Source organism: Paraburkholderia fynbosensis, assembly GCF_902859935.1.
GTDB classification, from domain to species: domain Bacteria; phylum Pseudomonadota; class Gammaproteobacteria; order Burkholderiales; family Burkholderiaceae; genus Paraburkholderia; species Paraburkholderia fynbosensis.
The window spans coordinates 156,456-174,334 of record NZ_CADIKI010000007.1 but is presented as its reverse complement, the minus strand read 5'-3'; the positions used below and the strand labels follow the sequence as shown (position 1 = coordinate 174,334).

The 17,879-nt window shown below is 63.0% G+C and carries 16 protein-coding genes; 6 read left to right on the top strand and 10 right to left on the bottom strand.

Going from position 1 to position 17,879, the window contains the following annotated elements; all coding sequences use genetic code 11:
- Positions 1 to 39 precede the first annotated feature (39 nt).
- The gene (locus HV770_RS13900) at positions 40 to 657 is read right to left on the bottom strand and encodes a TetR/AcrR family transcriptional regulator (RefSeq protein WP_175160409.1); all 618 of its coding nucleotides are present in this window, start codon (positions 655 to 657) and stop codon (positions 40 to 42) included.
- Between the two features lie 77 nt (positions 658 to 734).
- Between HV770_RS13900 and HV770_RS13895 the strand changes: the two genes are divergently transcribed.
- Positions 735 to 2,195, top strand: a complete 1,461-nt coding sequence (locus HV770_RS13895) for an efflux transporter outer membrane subunit (protein WP_175160408.1) — start codon at positions 735 to 737, stop codon at positions 2,193 to 2,195.
- A gap of 129 nt (positions 2,196 to 2,324) precedes the next feature.
- Positions 2,325 to 2,900: a TetR/AcrR family transcriptional regulator gene (locus HV770_RS13890; protein ID WP_246290902.1), complete on the top strand. Its 576-nt coding sequence runs from the start codon at positions 2,325 to 2,327 to the stop codon at positions 2,898 to 2,900.
- A 348-nt stretch (positions 2,901 to 3,248) separates the two neighbouring features.
- Here HV770_RS13890 and HV770_RS13885 read toward each other — a convergent pair whose 3' ends face one another.
- A complete protein-coding gene (locus HV770_RS13885; RefSeq protein ID WP_175160405.1) occupies positions 3,249 to 4,157 on the bottom strand; it encodes a LysR family transcriptional regulator in 909 nt (302 codons plus the stop codon).
- Positions 4,158 to 4,281: 124 nt separating this feature from the next.
- Here HV770_RS13885 and HV770_RS13880 point away from each other — a divergent pair, with 124 nt between their 5' ends.
- Entirely contained in the window at positions 4,282 to 5,160 is an 879-nt protein-coding gene (locus HV770_RS13880) for an NmrA family NAD(P)-binding protein (protein ID WP_175160403.1), read from the top strand.
- Positions 5,161 to 5,535: 375 nt separating this feature from the next.
- Here the strand turns inward: HV770_RS13880 and HV770_RS13875 are convergent, their stop codons facing one another.
- Positions 5,536 to 6,537: an NADP-dependent oxidoreductase gene (locus HV770_RS13875; protein ID WP_175160401.1), complete on the bottom strand. Its 1,002-nt coding sequence runs from the start codon at positions 6,535 to 6,537 to the stop codon at positions 5,536 to 5,538.
- 259 nt (positions 6,538 to 6,796) lie between these two features.
- Between HV770_RS13875 and HV770_RS13865 the strand changes: the two genes are divergently transcribed.
- Both HV770_RS13865 and HV770_RS13860 read left to right on the top strand, forming a co-directional pair.
- The gene (locus tag HV770_RS13865) at positions 6,797 to 7,426 is read left to right on the top strand and encodes a TetR/AcrR family transcriptional regulator (protein ID WP_175160399.1); all 630 of its coding nucleotides are present in this window, start codon (positions 6,797 to 6,799) and stop codon (positions 7,424 to 7,426) included.
- Positions 7,427 to 7,891: 465 nt separating this feature from the next.
- A complete protein-coding gene (locus tag HV770_RS13860; protein WP_175160397.1) occupies positions 7,892 to 8,479 on the top strand; it encodes a LysE family translocator in 588 nt (195 codons plus the stop codon).
- Positions 8,480 to 8,534: 55 nt separating this feature from the next.
- On the opposite strand, the gene HV770_RS13855 is transcribed toward HV770_RS13860, so the two are convergent.
- The 6 genes from HV770_RS13855 to cadR form a co-directional block, all read right to left on the bottom strand.
- Positions 8,535 to 9,380 (bottom strand): helix-turn-helix transcriptional regulator, encoded by an 846-nt coding sequence (locus HV770_RS13855; RefSeq protein ID WP_175160395.1) that lies wholly within the window; start codon positions 9,378 to 9,380, stop codon positions 8,535 to 8,537.
- 137 nt (positions 9,381 to 9,517) lie between these two features.
- The gene (locus HV770_RS13850) at positions 9,518 to 10,312 is read right to left on the bottom strand and encodes an ABC transporter substrate-binding protein (RefSeq protein WP_121316203.1); all 795 of its coding nucleotides are present in this window, start codon (positions 10,310 to 10,312) and stop codon (positions 9,518 to 9,520) included.
- Between the two features lie 141 nt (positions 10,313 to 10,453).
- A complete protein-coding gene (locus HV770_RS13845) occupies positions 10,454 to 11,608 on the bottom strand; it encodes a pyridoxal phosphate-dependent aminotransferase (RefSeq protein ID WP_175160393.1) in 1,155 nt (384 codons plus the stop codon).
- 315 nt (positions 11,609 to 11,923) lie between these two features.
- A complete protein-coding gene (gene dbpA / locus HV770_RS13840; RefSeq protein ID WP_121316201.1) occupies positions 11,924 to 13,327 on the bottom strand; it encodes an ATP-dependent RNA helicase DbpA in 1,404 nt (467 codons plus the stop codon).
- A gap of 28 nt (positions 13,328 to 13,355) precedes the next feature.
- Positions 13,356 to 13,556, bottom strand: a complete 201-nt coding sequence (locus tag HV770_RS13835) for a hypothetical protein (protein WP_175160391.1) — start codon at positions 13,554 to 13,556, stop codon at positions 13,356 to 13,358.
- Between the two features lie 103 nt (positions 13,557 to 13,659).
- A complete protein-coding gene (gene cadR, locus HV770_RS13830; RefSeq protein WP_175160388.1) occupies positions 13,660 to 14,091 on the bottom strand; it encodes a Cd(II)/Pb(II)-responsive transcriptional regulator in 432 nt (143 codons plus the stop codon).
- A gap of 80 nt (positions 14,092 to 14,171) precedes the next feature.
- Between cadR and HV770_RS13825 the strand changes: the two genes are divergently transcribed.
- Positions 14,172 to 16,562 carry a heavy metal translocating P-type ATPase gene (locus HV770_RS13825; RefSeq protein WP_484555941.1) on the top strand — a complete coding sequence of 797 codons (2,391 nt, stop codon included), beginning with the start codon at positions 14,172 to 14,174 and terminating at the stop codon, positions 16,560 to 16,562.
- A gap of 98 nt (positions 16,563 to 16,660) precedes the next feature.
- On the opposite strand, the gene HV770_RS13820 is transcribed toward HV770_RS13825, so the two are convergent.
- A complete protein-coding gene (locus HV770_RS13820; RefSeq protein WP_175160384.1) occupies positions 16,661 to 17,707 on the bottom strand; it encodes a helix-turn-helix domain-containing protein in 1,047 nt (348 codons plus the stop codon).
- Positions 17,708 to 17,879: the final 172 nt, after the last annotated feature.

Genomic DNA, 17,879 nt, shown 5'->3' with positions numbered 1-17,879 from the left:
AGTGACCAATTTAGTCAATAGTCACAACCAAGATTTCCATCACGGCGACAGACTGCGAAGCACGAGACTGGACAGTTGTGCAGGCGCGACCTTGGTGTAATCGAAGCTGTACTGCAGGAGCATTGGGTTGAGGTAGGGGCGCATCACCAGATAGATCGCCATCGCAGTCTCATCGAGGGGGGTTTTGCGCTCGAAATCCCCGCTCTGCCGACCCTCCTGGAGGACGTCCCGCAGTAACTTCTGGACGCGCTCCTCATATGCAAGCACCGCCTGCCAGTTCTCCGTGGCCGCCGATGCGGCAATCTCGTAAAGCTTGCGGTCCTGGAAAAACAGACGGAGGCTCGCTTCCGTGAAGACGTTGAACATCCGCCGCAGCTTCTCCGGCGGCAGGTCGGTCTGTGTGACGGCCGCCCTGACCTCGGTTTCGATCTGGTTCAGGCAGTTCGCGCAGATCATCTCGCCAATGGCCTGCTTGGACTCGAAGAACTTGTAGATGTAGGCCTTGGAAAACCCGATCGCCTTGGCGAGGTCTGAGACCGTCGTTTTCTCGTAGCCATACCGGCTGAAGTGTTCGGTGGCGGCGACAACGATCTGATCCCGTACCTCGTGGTCAGCGGGGCCGCGCGCCGGGATAGGGGAAGTGGTGGCTTTTTTCATGGGGTATAGCATACAGGAATGGACAACCAGTGACTATTTGGTATTATAGTCACCACTGGAATCTTGCGAAGACGCTCATGCTACCCAAACCTATCCTTGCCGCGGTTATTGTCGCCAGTCTGTCGGCTGGCTGCGCAGTAGGCCCCGATTATGTCCGGCCCAATATAGCCATGCCCGAGCAGTTTCAGGGCCAGGCCGCCGTGGATCACCGGCACGCGGCGGCCAGTGCCGACCTTGTCACGTGGTGGACGGGTTTCGATGATCCTGAACTGACACGATTCGTCACGCTCGCGCTGGAACAGAACCTGGACCTCGCCCAGGCCGCCGCTCGCGTCTCGCAGGCGCGCGCGGGACTTGGCGCGGCGAATGCCGCGCTGCTGCCGTCCGGCAATGTCAGCGGGCAGGCGGCGCGCGTCTACCAGTCGGTCGAAACCCCCTTGGGGCGAGTCCTGAATTCCACGCCCGGTTTCGACCGCTACGGCAATGATTACGAGGCTAATTTCAACGCGAGCTGGGAACTGGATTTGTTTGGTGGCCTGCGTCGCGGGCGGGAAGCGGCACTTGCCGAATACCAGGCTTCGGAAGCCGGTGCGGCGGCCACGCGCCTGGCAGTGGCGGCGCAGACTGGCGATATCTACATCACGATTCGTGGATTGCAGGCCCGTCTGAAGGTTGCCCGACAGCAGGTTCAAACGCAGCAGGATCTGCTTTCGACCATCAACCTCCTGTATAGCAAAGGGTTGGCGGCCGACCTCCAGGTGAGCCAGGCCGAAGGTGCGCTATCCCAGGTTCAGGCATCCGTCCCGGTCCTCGAGGCGGGTCTGGATGCAGCGATGAATGCGCTGGATGTAATGCTGGGTTCACAGCCCGGCACGCATCGAGCCGAACTGTCCGACGCAGGTGACATCCCGGTCGCCCCGCGGATCGCGGACACCGGATCCCCGGGAGAGTTGCTCAGGCGCCGGCCCGACCTGATCGCGGCCGAGCGTCGCCTTGCTGCATCGAACGCGCGCATCGGCGTGGCCGTCGCCGAGTATTACCCCAAGGTGTCGCTCAGTGGACTGCTCGGCAGCGCCACCTCGGTGGCCAGCGGCAACCTGTTCAGTACCGGCGCCAATCAGGCCGCTGGCGTGCTGGGGCTGCGCTGGCGTCTGTTCGATTTCGGCCGCATCAATGCGCAGATCGAGCAGGCCAAGGGGCAGCAGGCGGAAGTGCTGGCCGCCTATCGGCTCGCCGCGCTTCACGCAACCGAAGACGTCGAGAACTCATTCTCGGCACTCGTCAAGCGGGAGGCACAGGCGGTGGTACTCGGCCAGGGAGTGAACTCGCTCGGCCGGGCGCGAGCGGCCTCGTTCGCGGCCTATCAAAAAGGCGTCGTCAGCCTGATCGAAGTCTTGCAGGCCGACGAGAACCTGCTACGCGCCTCCGATGAGCGGGTGCAGGCGCAAACGGAATCCGCACGCGCAGCCGTTGCTGCCTTCAAGGCGCTCGGCGGCGGATGGCAACCGCGCGAATCCGAAGCGGTCGCTATCAAATAGCAACCCTAAGCACCCAACGATTTGCCAGGAGCGTGGATCTGGCCATCGTTCTTTGCCATATGAGCGCTTCGCCGCATGCCACACAAACGAATGACGCGAGCGGAAAGCCGCGAGCGAACCCGGCGGCGCTTGCTCGACGCAGCAGCGTCGAGCATCGCCGAAAAAGGGTTTGCTGCGACTAGCGTGGAAGATATCGTAGGCCAGGCCGGCTATAGCCGCGGCGCGTTCTACTCGAACTTCAGCAGCAAGAGCGATCTATTCGTCGAACTGCTCCGTCTCGATCACCAGAACATGCAAAAAAACTTGCAGACGCTGCGAGACGCCGCGCCGTCCAGCGAAAACCTGCAAGAACAGTTCACTTTGTTATACGCGCAGTGCTATCGCGACGATAACAACTACATCGTCTGGGCTGAGGCACGTTTGCATGCCATGCGTGACGCGACATTCCGACAACATGTGCATGCGCTATGCCTGCAAAAGCGCGACATGGTCGCGTACTTCATTGAGCAGTTATGCAAGCGCCTCAACATACAGTTGCCGGGCCCTTTCGCCGACCACGCGCTCGCCGTTATCGCATTGATCGACGGCATCCTCTGCTTCAACATGACAATGCCCAATGATCTGTCGGACGCTTCGGCCGAAGCGACTTTGTGCCACGTTTTTACGAGGATGTTCTGCAACGCATCAGTCTTGACTCGAACCTAGTCTGTTCACGCGAGCTGTCGACCTCGATAGCGTGCTGGAAGAACTCGAAGAGACACGTCTTTGCGAGACGCGCGAGTGCGGCGACAGCGGGAACTAAGCGCGAGCTGATAACTGTGCTCGATGTACCCGGGAAGATTGCCCCCCGAAATAAGGTCTTCGACGAATGCTGGACCGGGAACCGGTTGCGCACCGTCAAATAGTCGAATATCGGCCGGTTTGCGGCGTTCGACCCTTTTGCCAGAATGGCCGCTTCGTATCAGCTTTTCAAGCCGCTCCGTCGATCTCCTCTGGTCGGACTTTATCCGTGCAGCGTCCATGCTGCCTCATTGCCTCATTCGATGCTTTGCATTACTGCCTGAAGCCAGCGCCCGAGGTCGGCCGCAAACTTCCTGTCTGCTGCAAGGTGTCGATGAACGCTCGCACTTTGGCACTCAGTAATCGCCGCGAACTGTAGAGTGCCCAGATCTCGACGGGCGGACCTGCTTCGAGACCAAGCTGCACGAGCTTCCCCGCATGCACGTCCTGCTCGACGAGCAGACCCGGCAGCAGCGCGGCGCCCGCACCGTCGAGCACGGCTTCACGCACCATCAGTAACGACGACATGCGCAAGACCGGCGCGGGCGCGATCGTGCGAGTTATGCCGTTCTTCATTTCGATCTGCCAGCGCGCATTGACAGGCGTATTGCTCATCAATATCGCAGGCAATTCGAGGAGCGCTCGGGAATCGCTCGGCGCGCGCGGAATCGACAGACCGGGTGGCGCGACGAGCACACGGCGGTCCGTCGCAATGCATCGTCCGACGAGCAGCGCATCCTGCGGCGGATTGATGCGTAGCACGAGATCGAAGCCGTCCTGTACAGGGTCGGCGATGCGGTCTTCGGCGACGATCTCCAGTTCCACTTGTGGATGGGCCAACGCATATCGGGATGCGATGCGGCTCAGCACGACTTGACCGAATACTAGTGGCGCGCTGACACGCAATCGCCCGCTCGGCACCGGCGCGCGCGCGGCGACAGCTTCGCCCGCTTCGACGATCTCTGCGAGCAGGCCTCGCGTGCGTTCATGGAGCGCGTGACCTTCCTCGGTCAGCCGAAGCATGCGCGAGCCACGTTCGACGAGACGCACCCCGAGATCCGTTTCGAGTTCTGCGACGTGACGCGAAAGCGTCGCCTTGGGGCGTCCGAGCGCCCGACTCGCTGGGCCGAAGCCCTTATGTTCGGCTACGGCGTTGAAGTCGGCTAAAGCGGCGAGATCCATAGACGTTCCACTGATGAGACAGACGGTCTCGATTATCGGGCTTTCGGCCCGCGCATGGAACGGCTATCGTTGTTTCTGCCGGGCCGACAAACGACGGCCCTTCACGTACCCAAGGACAAACAACATGACAATTCTGGTCACAGGCGCCACGGGCGTCGTCGGTTCGCAAGTCATCGCGCATCTTCAAAACGAAGGGGCACACGTGCGCGCGCTCACGCGCTCGCCGGAGAAGGCGAAGTTCGAAGGCAGCGTCGTGCCGATCAAGGGCGAACTCTCCGACATCGCCGCAATGCGCGTGGCGATGAAAGGCATCGACACACTATTCCTGCTCGCGCCCAACGCAGCCGACGAACTGACGCAAGCGCTTCAGGCGATGAGTATTGCGCGCGAAGCGGGCGTGAAGGGCATTGTTTATCTGTCGGTATTCAAGGGCGCCGAATACGTCGACGTGCCGCACTTCGCGAGTAAGCACACGGTCGAACGGATGATCGAAGGGATGGATTTACCCGTGACGGTGTTGCGTCCCGCGTACTTCATCCAGAACGATGTCCGTCAGAAAGAGGCGCTGCTCGGGCACGGCATCTACGCCATGCCGATCGGCGGTAAAGGTATTTCGATGGTGGATGTGCGCGACATCGGCGACGCAGCCGCGCGCGAACTGCTGCGCCGCGAGCGATCCGCCGCATCCTTGCCTCGCGTGACGTTCGAACTCGTCGGTCCCGATGCGCTCACGGCAGATTCGATCCTCGCGATCTGGGCGGACGTCTTGCAACGCCCCATCCGTTACGCGGGCGACGATCTCGATGCGCTCGAAGCGCGGCTCAAGCAGGTAACGCCGGACTGGCTCGCGTACGACATGCGCTTGATGATGCGGCGCTACCAGCAGGACGGCGCAGTCGCGACATCGACGGAAATCGACGCGCTCGCTGCGTTATTGGGCCGCGCGCCCCGTTCGTACCGGGATTTCGCGGAAGCAACCGCGAAAGAATGGGCATCGAGTTAAAGCAGCGACCATGCAGGCGGCGCCTCGATTCCAACGCGTCAGATCGCCGCCTCAAGATTGCGTTACACGGCGGCGTTCCGTCGTATGGCAGCGTGCTACGAAAGCCGCCCTCGGCAGATTCACCCGCGCTGGCGCCCGCGTACTGGAAGTCTGCTCTCCGACCGTTGAAGATCGTCGCCGGTCGACCGCATCGGGCAGTAGTCCAACGAAAAGTGGGGCGTTCGCGGGTTCCAGTCGAATGATCGCTCAGGTCGCGTGTCGTCAGTCGATACCCGAGGTGTTTCGGCCAATTCATGGTGATCGTATCAGGCAGTGGGCGGCCAACAAACCTCATTCGCTCGCTTTTTTGCTCAGACATTCGGGCGTCGGCGCAGCTCACCTGATCCTCACGACGACCTTGCCCTTGGCGCGTCCCTGGGCCAGGTATTCAAGCGCTTCCTTCGCTTGCTCAAACGGAAAGACCTTGTCGATCACTGGACGAACGCTTTCTGACTTAAGCAGTTCGCCAATTTCGGCGAGCTGCGTTCCATCGGGACGCGCGAAGAGAAATGAATAGGCTACATCCCGCGTTTTCGCAAGCCGCACGATCTTGCGGCTCATTAGCCCGAATACCAACCTCAGAATAAAGTTTAGCCCGCGAGCACGGGCGAACGCTGCGTCGAGCGGGCCGATGAGAGACACAATCTTGCTCCCCGGTTTGAGGATGCCTATGGATTTTTCAATCGCATCACCTCTGATCGTCCCAAGCACCGCGTCGTAGCCGCGCAGCACTTTCTCGAATTCGTGCTTTTTATAGTCGACGACCTCATCCGCGCCCAGACCGGTTACTAGTGGGACGTTGCCCGTACTGGTGGTCGTTCCCACCCTGGCGCCGAAGTGCTTTGCCAGTTGGATCGCAAACGTGCCGATACCTCCGGACCCGGCAGGGATGAACACCTTCTGGCCAGCTCGGAGATTGGCGCGCTCCTTCAACGCCTGCCAGGAGGTGAGCCCGACCATCGGAACGGCCGCAGTCTGCACAAAGTCGAGATTGTCCGGCTTCGACGCGGCGACGCTCTCCGGCACCGCCGCGAATTCGGCGATCGAGCCCCTGCCGAGATCGAAGAGGCTGGCAAAGACTGCGTCGCCCGGCTTGAAACGCGTCACACGGCTGCCGACCTCAGTCACAACACCGGCAATATCGCTGCCCAGCGTAGCGGGCAACTCGAACTTGAGGAGGAGCTTGAACGTTCCTGCCGGAATCATGTTGTCGATTGGATTCAGCCCCGCCGCGTGGACCTGGACCAACAGTTCATCAGGCTTCAGCGTGGGGCGAGGCACTTCGGCGAACCCGATCTCGGGTGACTTGCCATAGCGTTTGAAGGTGAGCGCTTTCATGGTGTTCTACATCCAATGTTGGGTAGCCCTGCGCTTGCGCGATTGCGGGTCAGTGGTGCCATGACAAAGCGGTTGGCGAGTGTCAGGCGGCCGAGGGCGTAGGGCTCGAAAAGCGTCGTGTCGCTCATGTTGCGCCAGATTCCTAGGTTGGTAGCCGGTCAATAATGATGATCATAATCCAACATGTCAAGGTTTTGATGACGATCGACATCAATGTATAATGAAGCCCTCGCAGATATGCACTCACAGTGGTCAACACATGAAGATCACCAAGGCACAGGCGCAGGCCAACCGGGAGCGCGTCGTCGAGACGGCATCCAGGCTGTTTCGGGAGCGCGGCTACGACGGGGTTGGCGTTGCCGATCTGATGGCCGCCGCCGGCTTCACCCACGGCGGCTTCTACAAGCAGTTCCGCTCCAAGGCCGATCTGATGGCGGAATCGGCGGCCTGCGGCATCGCGCAGACCGTGGCGCTGAGCGAGGATGTGGATGCGCCTGAGTTTGTGCGGTACTACCTTTCCCGCGAGCACCGCGACGCCCGCGCAACCGGTTGCACGATGGCCGCACTGGGCGGGGATGCCGCGCGTCAGCCGCAAGCTGTTCGGGCCACGTTCGCGGCCGGCATTGAGAGCCTGCTGGCTGCGCTGAGCCCCGAGGGTAATGCGTTGGACGGTGTGGACCCAAGCCAGGCGCGAGCCAGATCCCTCGACATACTGGCGCACGCGGTCGGTGCCATTGTCATGTCGCGCGCCTGCCCGGACGATTCGCCGCTGGCCGACGAAATCCTTGCGGTTTGCCGCGACGAGATTCTGACGTCAATGAGCCCGTCGGCGAGCGCGGGCGAATCTACGCGCGATCACGGTAGCGGCGCGTCGGCAAGGCCGGAATGATGCAGTCACAGGTGGCACATCGAAATGTCCGAGAGTCGGCTGCGAAAGTACGCAAGCCAGGCGGGAGCACATAAGCGAGAGCGTCGGCGATCCTGCGCGGCGGGGCAGCACGCGCCGCCGCCTTGCCCGCGAATGGAGCCGAACGGCTGACCAGGCCATCCGCTGTCGAGCCGAGCCGCTGTGAAGCTCTGTTTGCTCATTCTTTTCCCGTGTAGGCACCACGCAGGCAAACATCAGGGAAATCAGTCTGCATGAGTCAGTCGGTCGAGTATTCGAGTCACTCACACCCCACCAAAGATTCAAAGGCAAAAAGCCCGGTCCTCGCGACCGGGCTTTTTGCTTTTCTAGCGCCCTTCAAGCGCTCTCCTCCCACAAAGCAATTTCCTTCAATACACCCCACCCCTTCGCCCGATACCGTTGACCGTCGCCATTCCTGCGCGGCGCGCTCACGTACCGAGGCATCTGATGACCGTCTTACTCTCCATGGCTGCCTTCGCGCTTGCCAGCTCCATTTCCCCCGGCCCGGTGAACGTCGTCGCGCTCAGCGCGGGCGCCCGGCACGGACTCGCCGCTAGCATGCGGCACGTGAGCGGTGCGACCGTCGGCTTCACCGCGCTGCTTCTGCTCATCGGACTGGGTCTGCATGAGTTGCTCACCCATTTCCCCAATCTCATCGACATCATCAAATGGGCCGGCATCGCCTTCCTGCTTTACATGGCGTACACGCTCGCGGTTGACGACGGCCGTCTCGGCACGGATAAACCGTCTCGCGGCCCGTCCTTCGCCCATGGCGCGGCGATGCAATGGCTCAATCCGAAAGCCTGGCTCGCGTCGCTGGCCGGCATGGGCGCCTATGCGGCCAACGGCGACGGGGGCCTCGTCTGGCAATTCACCGCGTTGTACTTCGTGATCTGCTACGTGTCGATTGCGAGTTGGGCCTACGCGGGCACGTTCCTGCGCAAATACTTGCAGGAACCGGAGCGGGTCAGGCGGTTCAATCGCGTGATGGCGGCGCTGCTTGCGGCCAGCGCGCTATATCTGCTGATGGAGTGAGGCACCGCGCTGTGCACCGCTCAGTGCATTCGCCAGATCAAAGTCAAAGTCGAGGTCAAGTGCGATACTGCCCCGGCGTCGCCGCGACCAGCCGCTTGAACGTCCGCTGCAAATGCGCCTGGTCGGCGAAACCGGCATCGAGTGCGACATCCGCGATCAGACGGCCGCGTCTGAGTTGCGCGCGGCTGTATTGGATGCGCCGGTTGATCAAATAAGCGTGCGGGGTCATCCCGTAGCGTTGCTTGAACACGCGAATCAGATGCGACGCGGACAAGTCCGCCACCTCGCAAATGTCTTCGAGTGTCAGCGATTGCGTGCAGTTTTCAGCGATGAATTCCGCAGCCCGCACCAGTTGCCGGCTTGCGTCGCGATCCGGCAAGGACGCCGGATTCAGCTTGCGTTGCACTTCGGAAAAGAAGGTGATCGCCGCGCTTTCCTTGCGCAGCGTGTCGGCATCGTCGTCGACCAGAATCGCGCACAGCCGGTTCAGGCCATCGAACAACGCCGCATCCAGCGTCATGGTCTGCGAGAACGCGCAAAACGCGCGGTTCTCGTTGAAGCCCAGTTCGTGTTGCAGCCCCGTGAACCATTCGACGTCGACATGCAGCATGCGATACGACCAGCGCTCGTCGGCGATCGGGTTGCACGCATGCACGTCGTCGGGATTCATCATTACGACTGCACCGGCGCCGATCCACTCGCGCGCATGGCGATTCAGATACACGCTGCGGCCGCCGGTCACAGCGCCGATCGAAAACGTCTCGTGCGAGTGTTTGGCATAGCAGACCTCGCGGCCGTCGTCGATGGAACGTGCTTCGATGAACGGCAGCGCGTCGCTGCGCCAGAACTTCGGCGCAGAAGCGCTCTTGACGTGGCTTGCCGCCTCTGTGATTCCGCTCATCCGCGTGCTCTCCGATGCTTGCATAGACCTCGCCAAAGCGAGGCCTACGTATCGTAGCCGTCAAACACGCCGTCAACAAGCCAACACCGCGAGAGCGCCAACATCACCGCGCGTGCGTAGGCGCATGGAGCAATAACTTACTTCGCACTCACATCGATATTGCCGAGATATTTCGTCGCCAGCGTCTTCACCGTCCCGTCGGCCTGCACCTTCGCGATTGCCGCGTTCAACTGATCGCGCAGCGCCGTATCGCCCTTGCGAATCCCGTACGCGATGCCGCTGCCGAGAATCTTGTCGTCACGCACCGGCTGGCCGACGAACGCATAGTCCTTGCCGTTGGGCTTCGACAGAAAACCCGTTTGTCCCGCAGGTGCGAGCACGAGCGTCGCGTCCAGACGTCCCGCCGCCATATCCGTGTAGACCTGATTCTGATCCTGGTACGGCACGATGGTCACACCCGCCGGTTCCCAATGCGTCTTCGCGAAGGTCTCCTGAATCGACGCCTGCAACACGCCCACCCGCTTGCCCTTCAACGACTCGGGTGTCGGCAGCAAGCCGCTGTCGCGCCGCGCGATCAATTGCGTCGGCACGCGATACACGACCGTGGTGAAATCGATCGCCTGCCGACGCTGCTCGGTCGCGTTCATTGCCGAATTGATTGCGTCGAACTTGCGGCCCTGCAGCGCGGGAATCAATCCGTCGAACGAGGTCTCGACCCACTTGCACGTCATGTGCGCGGCGGCGCAGACAGCATTGCCCACGTCGATATCGAGCCCTTGCAATTCACCGTTCGGGCCTTTCGATTCGAACGGGGGATACTGCGCTTCGACGCCGAAGCGCAGCGTCGCGGTGTCGGCGGCACTCGCGGCGGACGACGCCGCGAGCGACGCGAATGCGCAGGCCAGCGCCAATAGAGGCTTGAGCAACTTCATAGCGAATCCCTTCCTTTCTTCTTCCGATTTCGCCGTATCGCCCGCGCCGCAGCATGCGATGCACGGCGGCGTAACGAGGCGCGACGATCATACTGCGTTCAAAAAACCAGCCAGTGCTGCGGCCCGCGCTCGTCAGCGCGCTCAGATCTCGCACAAACGCCGCGCGCCTTCGAGCAGTGTCGCGTCGTCCTTCGAGAAGCTGAGGCGGATCAAACCGGAATCCGTGCCGTCAGTGTAAAACGCGGACAACGGGATCGTCGCGACGCGCGCATCGCGAATCAGGCGCAGCACGAAATCGCTGTCGCTTTCGTCGGAGATGCCGCGAAAACGAGCAAGCATGAAGAAGCTGCCCTCACTCGGCAACAATTCGAAGCGCGACTCGCGCAGCGCGTGCGCGAGCAGATCGCGCTTTTTCTGATAGAACGCGGACAGGCCGAGATAGCTTTCGCGATCGGCCAGCGCATCGGCGAACGCGTACTGCATGGGGGTATCGGCGGAAAAGACCATGAACTGATGGACCTTGCGAATCTCGTCCATCAACGCGGCGGGTGCGAGGCAATAGCCGACGCGCCAGCCGGTCACGTGATACGACTTGCCGAACGACGAGACGATCACGCTGCGCTCCGCGAGCTCGGCGTCGCACGCCATGCTCTGATGCTTCGCACCGTCGAACACGACGTGTTCGTAGACCTCGTCGGCGAGAATCACGATATCGGTGTTACGCGTGAGCGCCTTCAGCCGCGCGATGTCGGCCTCGCTGAACACGGTAGCGGTCGGGTTGTGCGGCGTGTTGATGATGATCATGCGGGTCTTCGGCGTGATCGCGGCAGCGACCTCGTCCCAGTCCACGCGGAAGTCGCTCAACGAGAGTTTGATCGCCACCGGCGTCGCGCCTTGCAGCCGGACGATCGGACCATAGCTGTCGAACGACGGCTCGAAGTAGATCACTTCGTCGCCGGGATGCACCAGTGCGCTGATCGTCGAATACAGCCCTTCGCTCGCGCTGGCGATCACGGTCACTTCGCCGACCGGGTCGTAGCGCACGCCATACAGCGTTTCGACCTTGTCGGCGAGCGCTTCGCGCAACGCGGCAATGCCTGCCATCGGCGCGTACTGGTTATGGCCAGCGCGCATCGCTTGCGCGACACCGTCGACCAGTTTCGCGTCCGGCGCGAAATTCGGTGCGCCCTGCGACAGGTTCAGCGCATCGTATTGAGCGGCCAGCTGGCCGATCACGGTAAAAATCGTCGTGCCCACGTCAGGCAGTTTCGAGCGGGCTTGCATGGCGCTCTGCATAAGGCTATCTCCCTATCTTCATCCAGCTGCGGATTCGAGGACGCACCGACAGTGCGGCCGCCTTTCCGGTCTGGTGATTAGGCATCAGCCAAAGAACCGTCACAATCGAAACTTTGTCATGCGCGGCATGCGTTTACGTCATGACGCGCGCGAACGCGCGCCGCGCCGCGTGAAGCCAATCGGATCAAAGCCTTGGGGAAGAAACCGGGCCGCGAAAAGTACCCGGAATAAAGCGCAGGTATGACGTAATGTGATGCGCGAAGGGAGCGGCCGCGAATGCCGCCACCCCTTGCCTTGTCCTGATAGCGGGCGCTATCAGGCGTCGTCCATCAGACGGACCTTGACCTTCTTGCCCTTCACCTTGCCGGCGCTGAGCTTGCGCAGCGCGTCGCGCGCGATGCTGCGCTCCACCGCCACGTAGGTCGACATCTCCGTTACGTTGATCTTGCCGATCTGCGAGCCCGCGAAACCCGCCTCGCCGGTCAGCGCGCCGAGCACGTCGCCGGGGCGGATCTTTTCCTTGCGGCCGCCGAGAATCTGCAGCGTTTCCATCGGCGGCAGCAGCGGCTCCTTGCTCGTCGTCGTGAGTTCGGACAGCTTGTGCCATTCGACGTCGCGCTTTTGCGCCTGTTCGAGACTGCCGACGCGGCCCATCTCGTTCATGCTCGCGAGGCTCAGTGCCCAGCCTTCCTGATCGGCGCGGCCCGTGCGGCCGATGCGGTGCACGTGCACTTCCGGGTCCGGCGTTACGTCGACGTTAATCACCGCTTCGAGTTGCGCGATGTCGAGACCGCGCGCGGCGACGTCCGTGGCGACCAATACCGAGCAGCTGCGATTCGCGAACTGGATCAGCACCTGATCGCGCTCGCGCTGATCGAGTTCGCCATGCAGCGCGAGCGCATGGAAACCTTGCGCGCGCAGCACGTCGAGCAGATCGCGGCACTGCTGCTTGGTATTGCAGAACGCGAGCGTGCTCACCGGGCGATAGTGGTTGAGCAGGAGACCGACGGCATGCAGGCGCTCGTCTTCGGTCACTTCATAGAAGCGCTGGCGAATCTTGGTGTTGTCGTGCCGCTCGGCGAGCTTCACTTCCTTCGGATTGCGCAGGAACTGCTGGCTCAGCTTGACGATGCCCTCGGGGTATGTCGCTGAGAACAGCAGCGTTTGCCGCTCTTTCGGGCATTGCTTCACGACGGTCGAGATATCGTCGAAGAAACCCATGTCGAGCATGCGGTCGGCTTCGTCGAGCACCAGCGTGTTCAGCGCTTGCAGCGGCAGGCTGCCGCGTTCGAGGTGATCCATGATGCGGCCCGGCGTGCCGACCACGATGTGCGCGCCGTGTTCCAGGCTGGCCGTTTGCGGACGCATCGGCGTGCCGCCGCACAGCGTCAGCACCTTGATGTTTTCTTCTGCGCGCGCGAGGCGGCGGATTTCCTGCGTGACCTGATCGGCGAGTTCGCGCGTCGGGCACAGCACCATCGCCTGCACGGCGAAGTTGCGTACGTCGAGGCGCGCGAGCAGCGCGAGCGAAAACGCCGCGGTCTTGCCGCTGCCCGTTTTCGCCTGGGCGATCAGATCATGGCCGGCGAGCGCGATCGGCAGGCTCGCGGCCTGAATCGGCGTCATCTCGACGTAGCCGAGCTGCGTCAGGTTCGCGAGGGTCGCGTCCGGCAGCGGCAATGCGCTAAACGGCGCGCCGGCGGTGGTGGGACTGTTCATAGGGTGAGGGTTCGCTATTGGCTGGAGACTAGTCGGCCAGGGGGCCAGGGGCGGGGCGGCCTTCGATCTGTTCGTACAGCACCGAGCCGTCTTCGCCGTCGAAACGCTCGACGTAATTGCGCGCGCCGCACATCGGGCAACGGAACAGCAGCCCCTGCCCTTCGTTCTTGATGACGACGTCCGACAGTTCCCACTGCGCGTCGCAGGACTGATTTCTACAGGTAAACACGTTGATTCTCCAACTGGATTCGGGGGTTTATCGGGCGGGCCGCACGAACGGCCCGGCCATGAAGGGGTCGCCGCGCTCGATCACGCGATGCGGCCGGAACGCTTCAGCCCAGATGCGTATGGCGCGCACGCGGCGCGCTCACATCCATTTCGCTCAGGCCGTGCACGATGCCGCAGTCTTCGACGGCCTGTTCGCCGCGGCATTGCTCGCGCAACGTGGTCAATTGCAGTTTCAGCTGCTTCAGTTCGTCGATGCGCGTGTCGACGTGCGCGATGTGCTCGTCGATCAGCGTATTGATGCCGCCGCAGCCGTTCGCCGGCGCGTCGGTTAACAGCAGCAACGCGCGGATTTCGTCGTGGGTCATGTCGAGCGCGCGGCAATTGCGGATAAAGCGCAAGCGCTCGACGTGCTTCGCCGTGTAACTGCGGTAATTGGCCTCGGTGCGATCCGCCTCGGGCAACAGGCCCTCTTTCTCATAGAAACGGATGGTTTCGGTCGTGCAATGGGCGATTTTCGCCAATTCGCCGATTTTCATGGACCCTCCGGATAGCGGCCTTGACCTTGTAGTGGCTTCAAGGTGTTTACTAGACCACAAATCGAACCAGGAAGCCACCAATGCGTCAAGTCAGCGAATCCGAAGCGGACCGTTTTGAAGAGGGGAAAGGCTGTGCTCATGGGCGTGAGGGGCATGCTCATGCGCATGAGGATGCACACGGACGAGAGGAGTGTTGTGGGCAAGAGCACGAGCACCGCGACGGCCATTGCCACGATCATGGCCACGCGCATGCAGATCGACCCGCCCATCACACCCATGCCGCCGGCGATTGCTGCACACCCGCAACCGCGATCCCGCCAGCCATCGCGCTGCCGCGATCCGAAGCCGTCGGCGACGATATGCGCACCGCGATCCGCATCATGCAGATGGATTGCCCGACCGAGGAAGCGCTGATCCGCAAGAAATTCAGCCGCATGCCCCACGTGCGCAGCATGGACTTCAATCTGATGCAGCGTGTGCTGACGGTCGTCCACGCGCCGCATGCACTTGCTGCGATCCTCGCCGCGCTCCACTCACTCGACTTCACACCCGAACTCGCGGACACCGCCTCCGGCACAGCGCCCTCCGCCGTTTCGCCCGCACCGCCCAGGCCGTGGTGGCCGCTCGCGCTCGCCGGGGCCGCCGCGGCGGGCTCAGAGGCCGCTGGCTGGCTCGGCGCACCGGCCTGGCTTGCTGCGGGTCTGGCGATCCTCGCGATCGCCTCCTGCGGCCTCACAACGTACCGCAAGGGCTGGCTCGCGATCCGCAACGGCAACCTGAACATCAACGCGTTGATGAGCATTGCGGTGAGCGGCGCGCTGATCCTCGGCCAATGGCCGGAAGCCGCGATGGTGATGGTGCTCTTCACGATCGCCGAACTGATCGAGGCGAAGTCGCTCGACCGCGCCCGCCATGCGATCCAAGGCTTGATGCAACTCACGCCGGAGCAGGCGAGCGTGCGGCAACCCCATGGCGGCTGGCAACTCACGAGGCTCGATGCGATCCCGCTCGGCGCGGTGGTGCGCGTGAAGCCGGGCGAGCGGATCGCGCTCGACGGCGAGGTCGTCGCGGGCCGCTCCAGCGTGAATCAGGCGCCGATCACGGGCGAGAGCCTGCCCGTCGACAAAACCATCGGCGACGCCGTGTTCGCCGGCACGATCAACCAGGCGGGCTCGCTCGACTATCGCGTCACGGCCGGGTCCAGCAACACGACGCTCGCACGGATCGTCCACGCGGTCGAAGAAGCGCAAGGCGCCCAAGCGCCGACGCAACGTTTCGTCGACCGGTTCGCGCGGGTGTATACGCCGATCGTGTTCGCGATCGCGCTCGCCGTCGCGCTCGTGCCGCCGTTGCTGTTGGGCGGAGCGTGGCACGAGTGGGTCTACAAGGCGTTGGTGATGCTGGTGATCGCCTGTCCTTGCGCGCTCGTGATCTCGACGCCGGTGACCATCGTCAGCGGGCTCGCGGCCGCCGCGCGCAAGGGCATCCTGATCAAAGGGGGCGCCTACCTCGAACAGGGCCGCAAGCTCACCCGGCTCGCGCTCGACAAGACCGGCACGATCACGCACGGCAAACCGGCGCAGACCGAGTTCGAGCACTTACGCGGCGTCGGCGGCATGGCAGACGCGCTCCGTTGCCGGGCGCTCGCGGCGAGTCTCGCGGGGCGCTCCGATCATCCGGTGTCGATGGCGATAGCGGCGGCGGCGCAAAGCGACGGCATGGCCCACCTCACGGTCGATGCGTTCGAAGCGCTGGCGGGGCGCGGCGTTCGCGGCACTATCGACGGCGCGCCGTATTGGCTCGGCAATCATCGGCTGGTCGAAGAGCTCGGCCGCTGCTCGGCGTCGCTCGAAGCGCGCCTCGACACGCTCGAAGGCGAAGGCAAAACCGTCGTGATGCTGATGAACCCGGAGCGCGTGCTCGCGCTCTTCGCCGTCGCGGATACGGTGAAGGAGACGAGCCGCGCCGCCATCGCCGAATTGCGGCAGCTCGGCGTCGCCACGGCGATGCTCACGGGCGACAACCGGCACACCGCCTCGGCGATCGCGCAGGAGGTCGGTATCGACGAAGCGCGCGGCGACCAGTTGCCGCAAGACAAGCTGAACGCGGTCGCCCAATGGTCGGCTGACGGGGCAACGGTCGGCATGGTCGGCGACGGCATCAACGATGCGCCCGCGCTGGCACGCGCCGACATCGGCTTCGCGATGGGCGCGATGGGCACCGACACCGCGATCGAAACCGCCGACGTCGCGCTGATGGACGACGACCTGCGCAAGATTCCTCAATTCATCCGTCTGTCGAAGGCGACGCATGCGGTGCTGGTGCAGAACATCGCGTTGGCGCTCGGCATTAAAAGCGTGTTTCTCGTGCTGACGTTGATGGGTCTCGGCACGATGTGGATGGCGGTGTTCGCCGATGTCGGCGCGAGCCTGCTGGTGGTGGGGAACGGGCTGCGTCTGTTGCACAAGTGAGTTGCGCACGTGAGTTGCGCGCGGATACGAGGCGCGTGTTGCTGGCGCCTGAACGGCGGGACCGCTGCCTGTCCGCTGCGCGCGTGCCGCCCGCGCGCCTAGTGAGCGAACGAACCTGCTTCTGCCATGCCGTGGCGAACGCTCACCGCCGCCTTCAAGGTCTCCGACGGGCGCACGCCGAATAGCTTGCGGTAATCGGTTGCGAACTGGCTCAGATGCCAGAAGCCCCAAGCCGCCGCGACATCCTGCACCGAACGCGATTCGCGCGATGCATTCGACAGATCGCGCCGCGCGCCATTCAGACGAATCGCGCGCAGATAGGTGGCGGGCGCCATGCCGAGCACGTCCTGAAAGCAGTACTGCAGCGTGCGCCGGCTCACATGCAGCCGCTCGCACAACTCCGGCACGCTGACCGCGCGATCGCGATGGACCAGCACGTACTCGCGCGCTTCCGACACGATCGACTGACGACGCGGCCGCGCCGGCATCGCAACCGGCTGCGCCGCCGGCAACGCGCCGACGTCGAACAGCGACGCCAGCACCGACGCCTGCACATTGTTGCGCGCGAACGCAGACAACGGTGCGCCGCTCGCCGCGCCGTCGTCGAGCAATTGACGCAGCGACGCACATAAGCGCGCCTTGCGCGCCACGCCGATCGGCACGACTTCGTTGTGCGGCATATGATCGGCGAGACCGACACGCTCCACGTCCGCCGCATAGCGGCGCAGCACCTCGCCCTTCACCACTACGCCAAAAATCTCGTAGCCCGCCGAGGTCAGCAATTCGAACTCCACGCCGCCCGGACGAAACGCGAGCGCGTCGCCGGCGATCACCTGCGCGTCGATGCGGCCCGAAGCCGTCGTGCAAGTCGGGATACCGAACCAGTACGCGTCCTTCTGCACCTCGCAGGTTTGCCGCAACGTGTGGCTCGTCGTCTCGACGAACACCTGCATGTGATCGACACACAGCTCCGTCAGTTCGCCGACGAAGCAGCCCGCGGTCAACTGGTCATAAGTCTGGTTCCAGCCGTGCAGATTGCCCGCCTGTTCATCGGCGTCATGAGCGACGCGCGTCTGCACGCGGAAGCTTGGCTGCGGCGCGAGCGTCGGATTGATGAGGCGGTCGTCTCGGGTATCGGTCGTCATACCGGACCTGCGCAAACGGAAGCGAAAGAGAACAGGAAGGCAAGTCCCATGCCGAACCCACTTGTCGCGCTCTCGCCCGCGCGCCCTGTTCAATTCGTGAACAGGACGGCACACACTGGTCAGAAACGAAACGCTCCAGTGCCTTGGCCTGAACAGCGCTGCGCACGATGCC

Excerpts from the sequence above, each read along its gene's own strand:
- HV770_RS13900 (WP_175160409.1), bottom strand. The coding sequence starts at position 657 with ATGAAAAAAGCCACCACTTCCCCTATCCCGGCGCGCGGCCCCGCTGAC.
- HV770_RS13895 (WP_175160408.1), top strand. The coding sequence starts at position 735 with ATGCTACCCAAACCTATCCTTGCCGCGGTTATTGTCGCCAGTCTGTCG.
- HV770_RS13885 (WP_175160405.1), bottom strand. The coding sequence starts at position 4,157 with ATGGATCTCGCCGCTTTAGCCGACTTCAACGCCGTAGCCGAACATAAG.
- HV770_RS13880 (WP_175160403.1), top strand. The coding sequence starts at position 4,282 with ATGACAATTCTGGTCACAGGCGCCACGGGCGTCGTCGGTTCGCAAGTC.
- HV770_RS13875 (WP_175160401.1), bottom strand. The coding sequence starts at position 6,537 with ATGAAAGCGCTCACCTTCAAACGCTATGGCAAGTCACCCGAGATCGGG.
- HV770_RS13865 (WP_175160399.1), top strand. The coding sequence starts at position 6,797 with ATGAAGATCACCAAGGCACAGGCGCAGGCCAACCGGGAGCGCGTCGTC.
- HV770_RS13860 (WP_175160397.1), top strand. The coding sequence starts at position 7,892 with ATGACCGTCTTACTCTCCATGGCTGCCTTCGCGCTTGCCAGCTCCATT.
- HV770_RS13855 (WP_175160395.1), bottom strand. The coding sequence starts at position 9,380 with ATGAGCGGAATCACAGAGGCGGCAAGCCACGTCAAGAGCGCTTCTGCG.
- HV770_RS13850 (WP_121316203.1), bottom strand. The coding sequence starts at position 10,312 with ATGAAGTTGCTCAAGCCTCTATTGGCGCTGGCCTGCGCATTCGCGTCG.
- HV770_RS13845 (WP_175160393.1), bottom strand. The coding sequence starts at position 11,608 with ATGCAGAGCGCCATGCAAGCCCGCTCGAAACTGCCTGACGTGGGCACG.
- dbpA (WP_121316201.1), bottom strand. The coding sequence starts at position 13,327 with ATGAACAGTCCCACCACCGCCGGCGCGCCGTTTAGCGCATTGCCGCTG.
- cadR (WP_175160388.1), bottom strand. The coding sequence starts at position 14,091 with ATGAAAATCGGCGAATTGGCGAAAATCGCCCATTGCACGACCGAAACC.
- HV770_RS13825 (WP_484555941.1), top strand. The coding sequence starts at position 14,172 with ATGCGTCAAGTCAGCGAATCCGAAGCGGACCGTTTTGAAGAGGGGAAA.
- HV770_RS13820 (WP_175160384.1), bottom strand. The coding sequence starts at position 17,707 with ATGACGACCGATACCCGAGACGACCGCCTCATCAATCCGACGCTCGCG.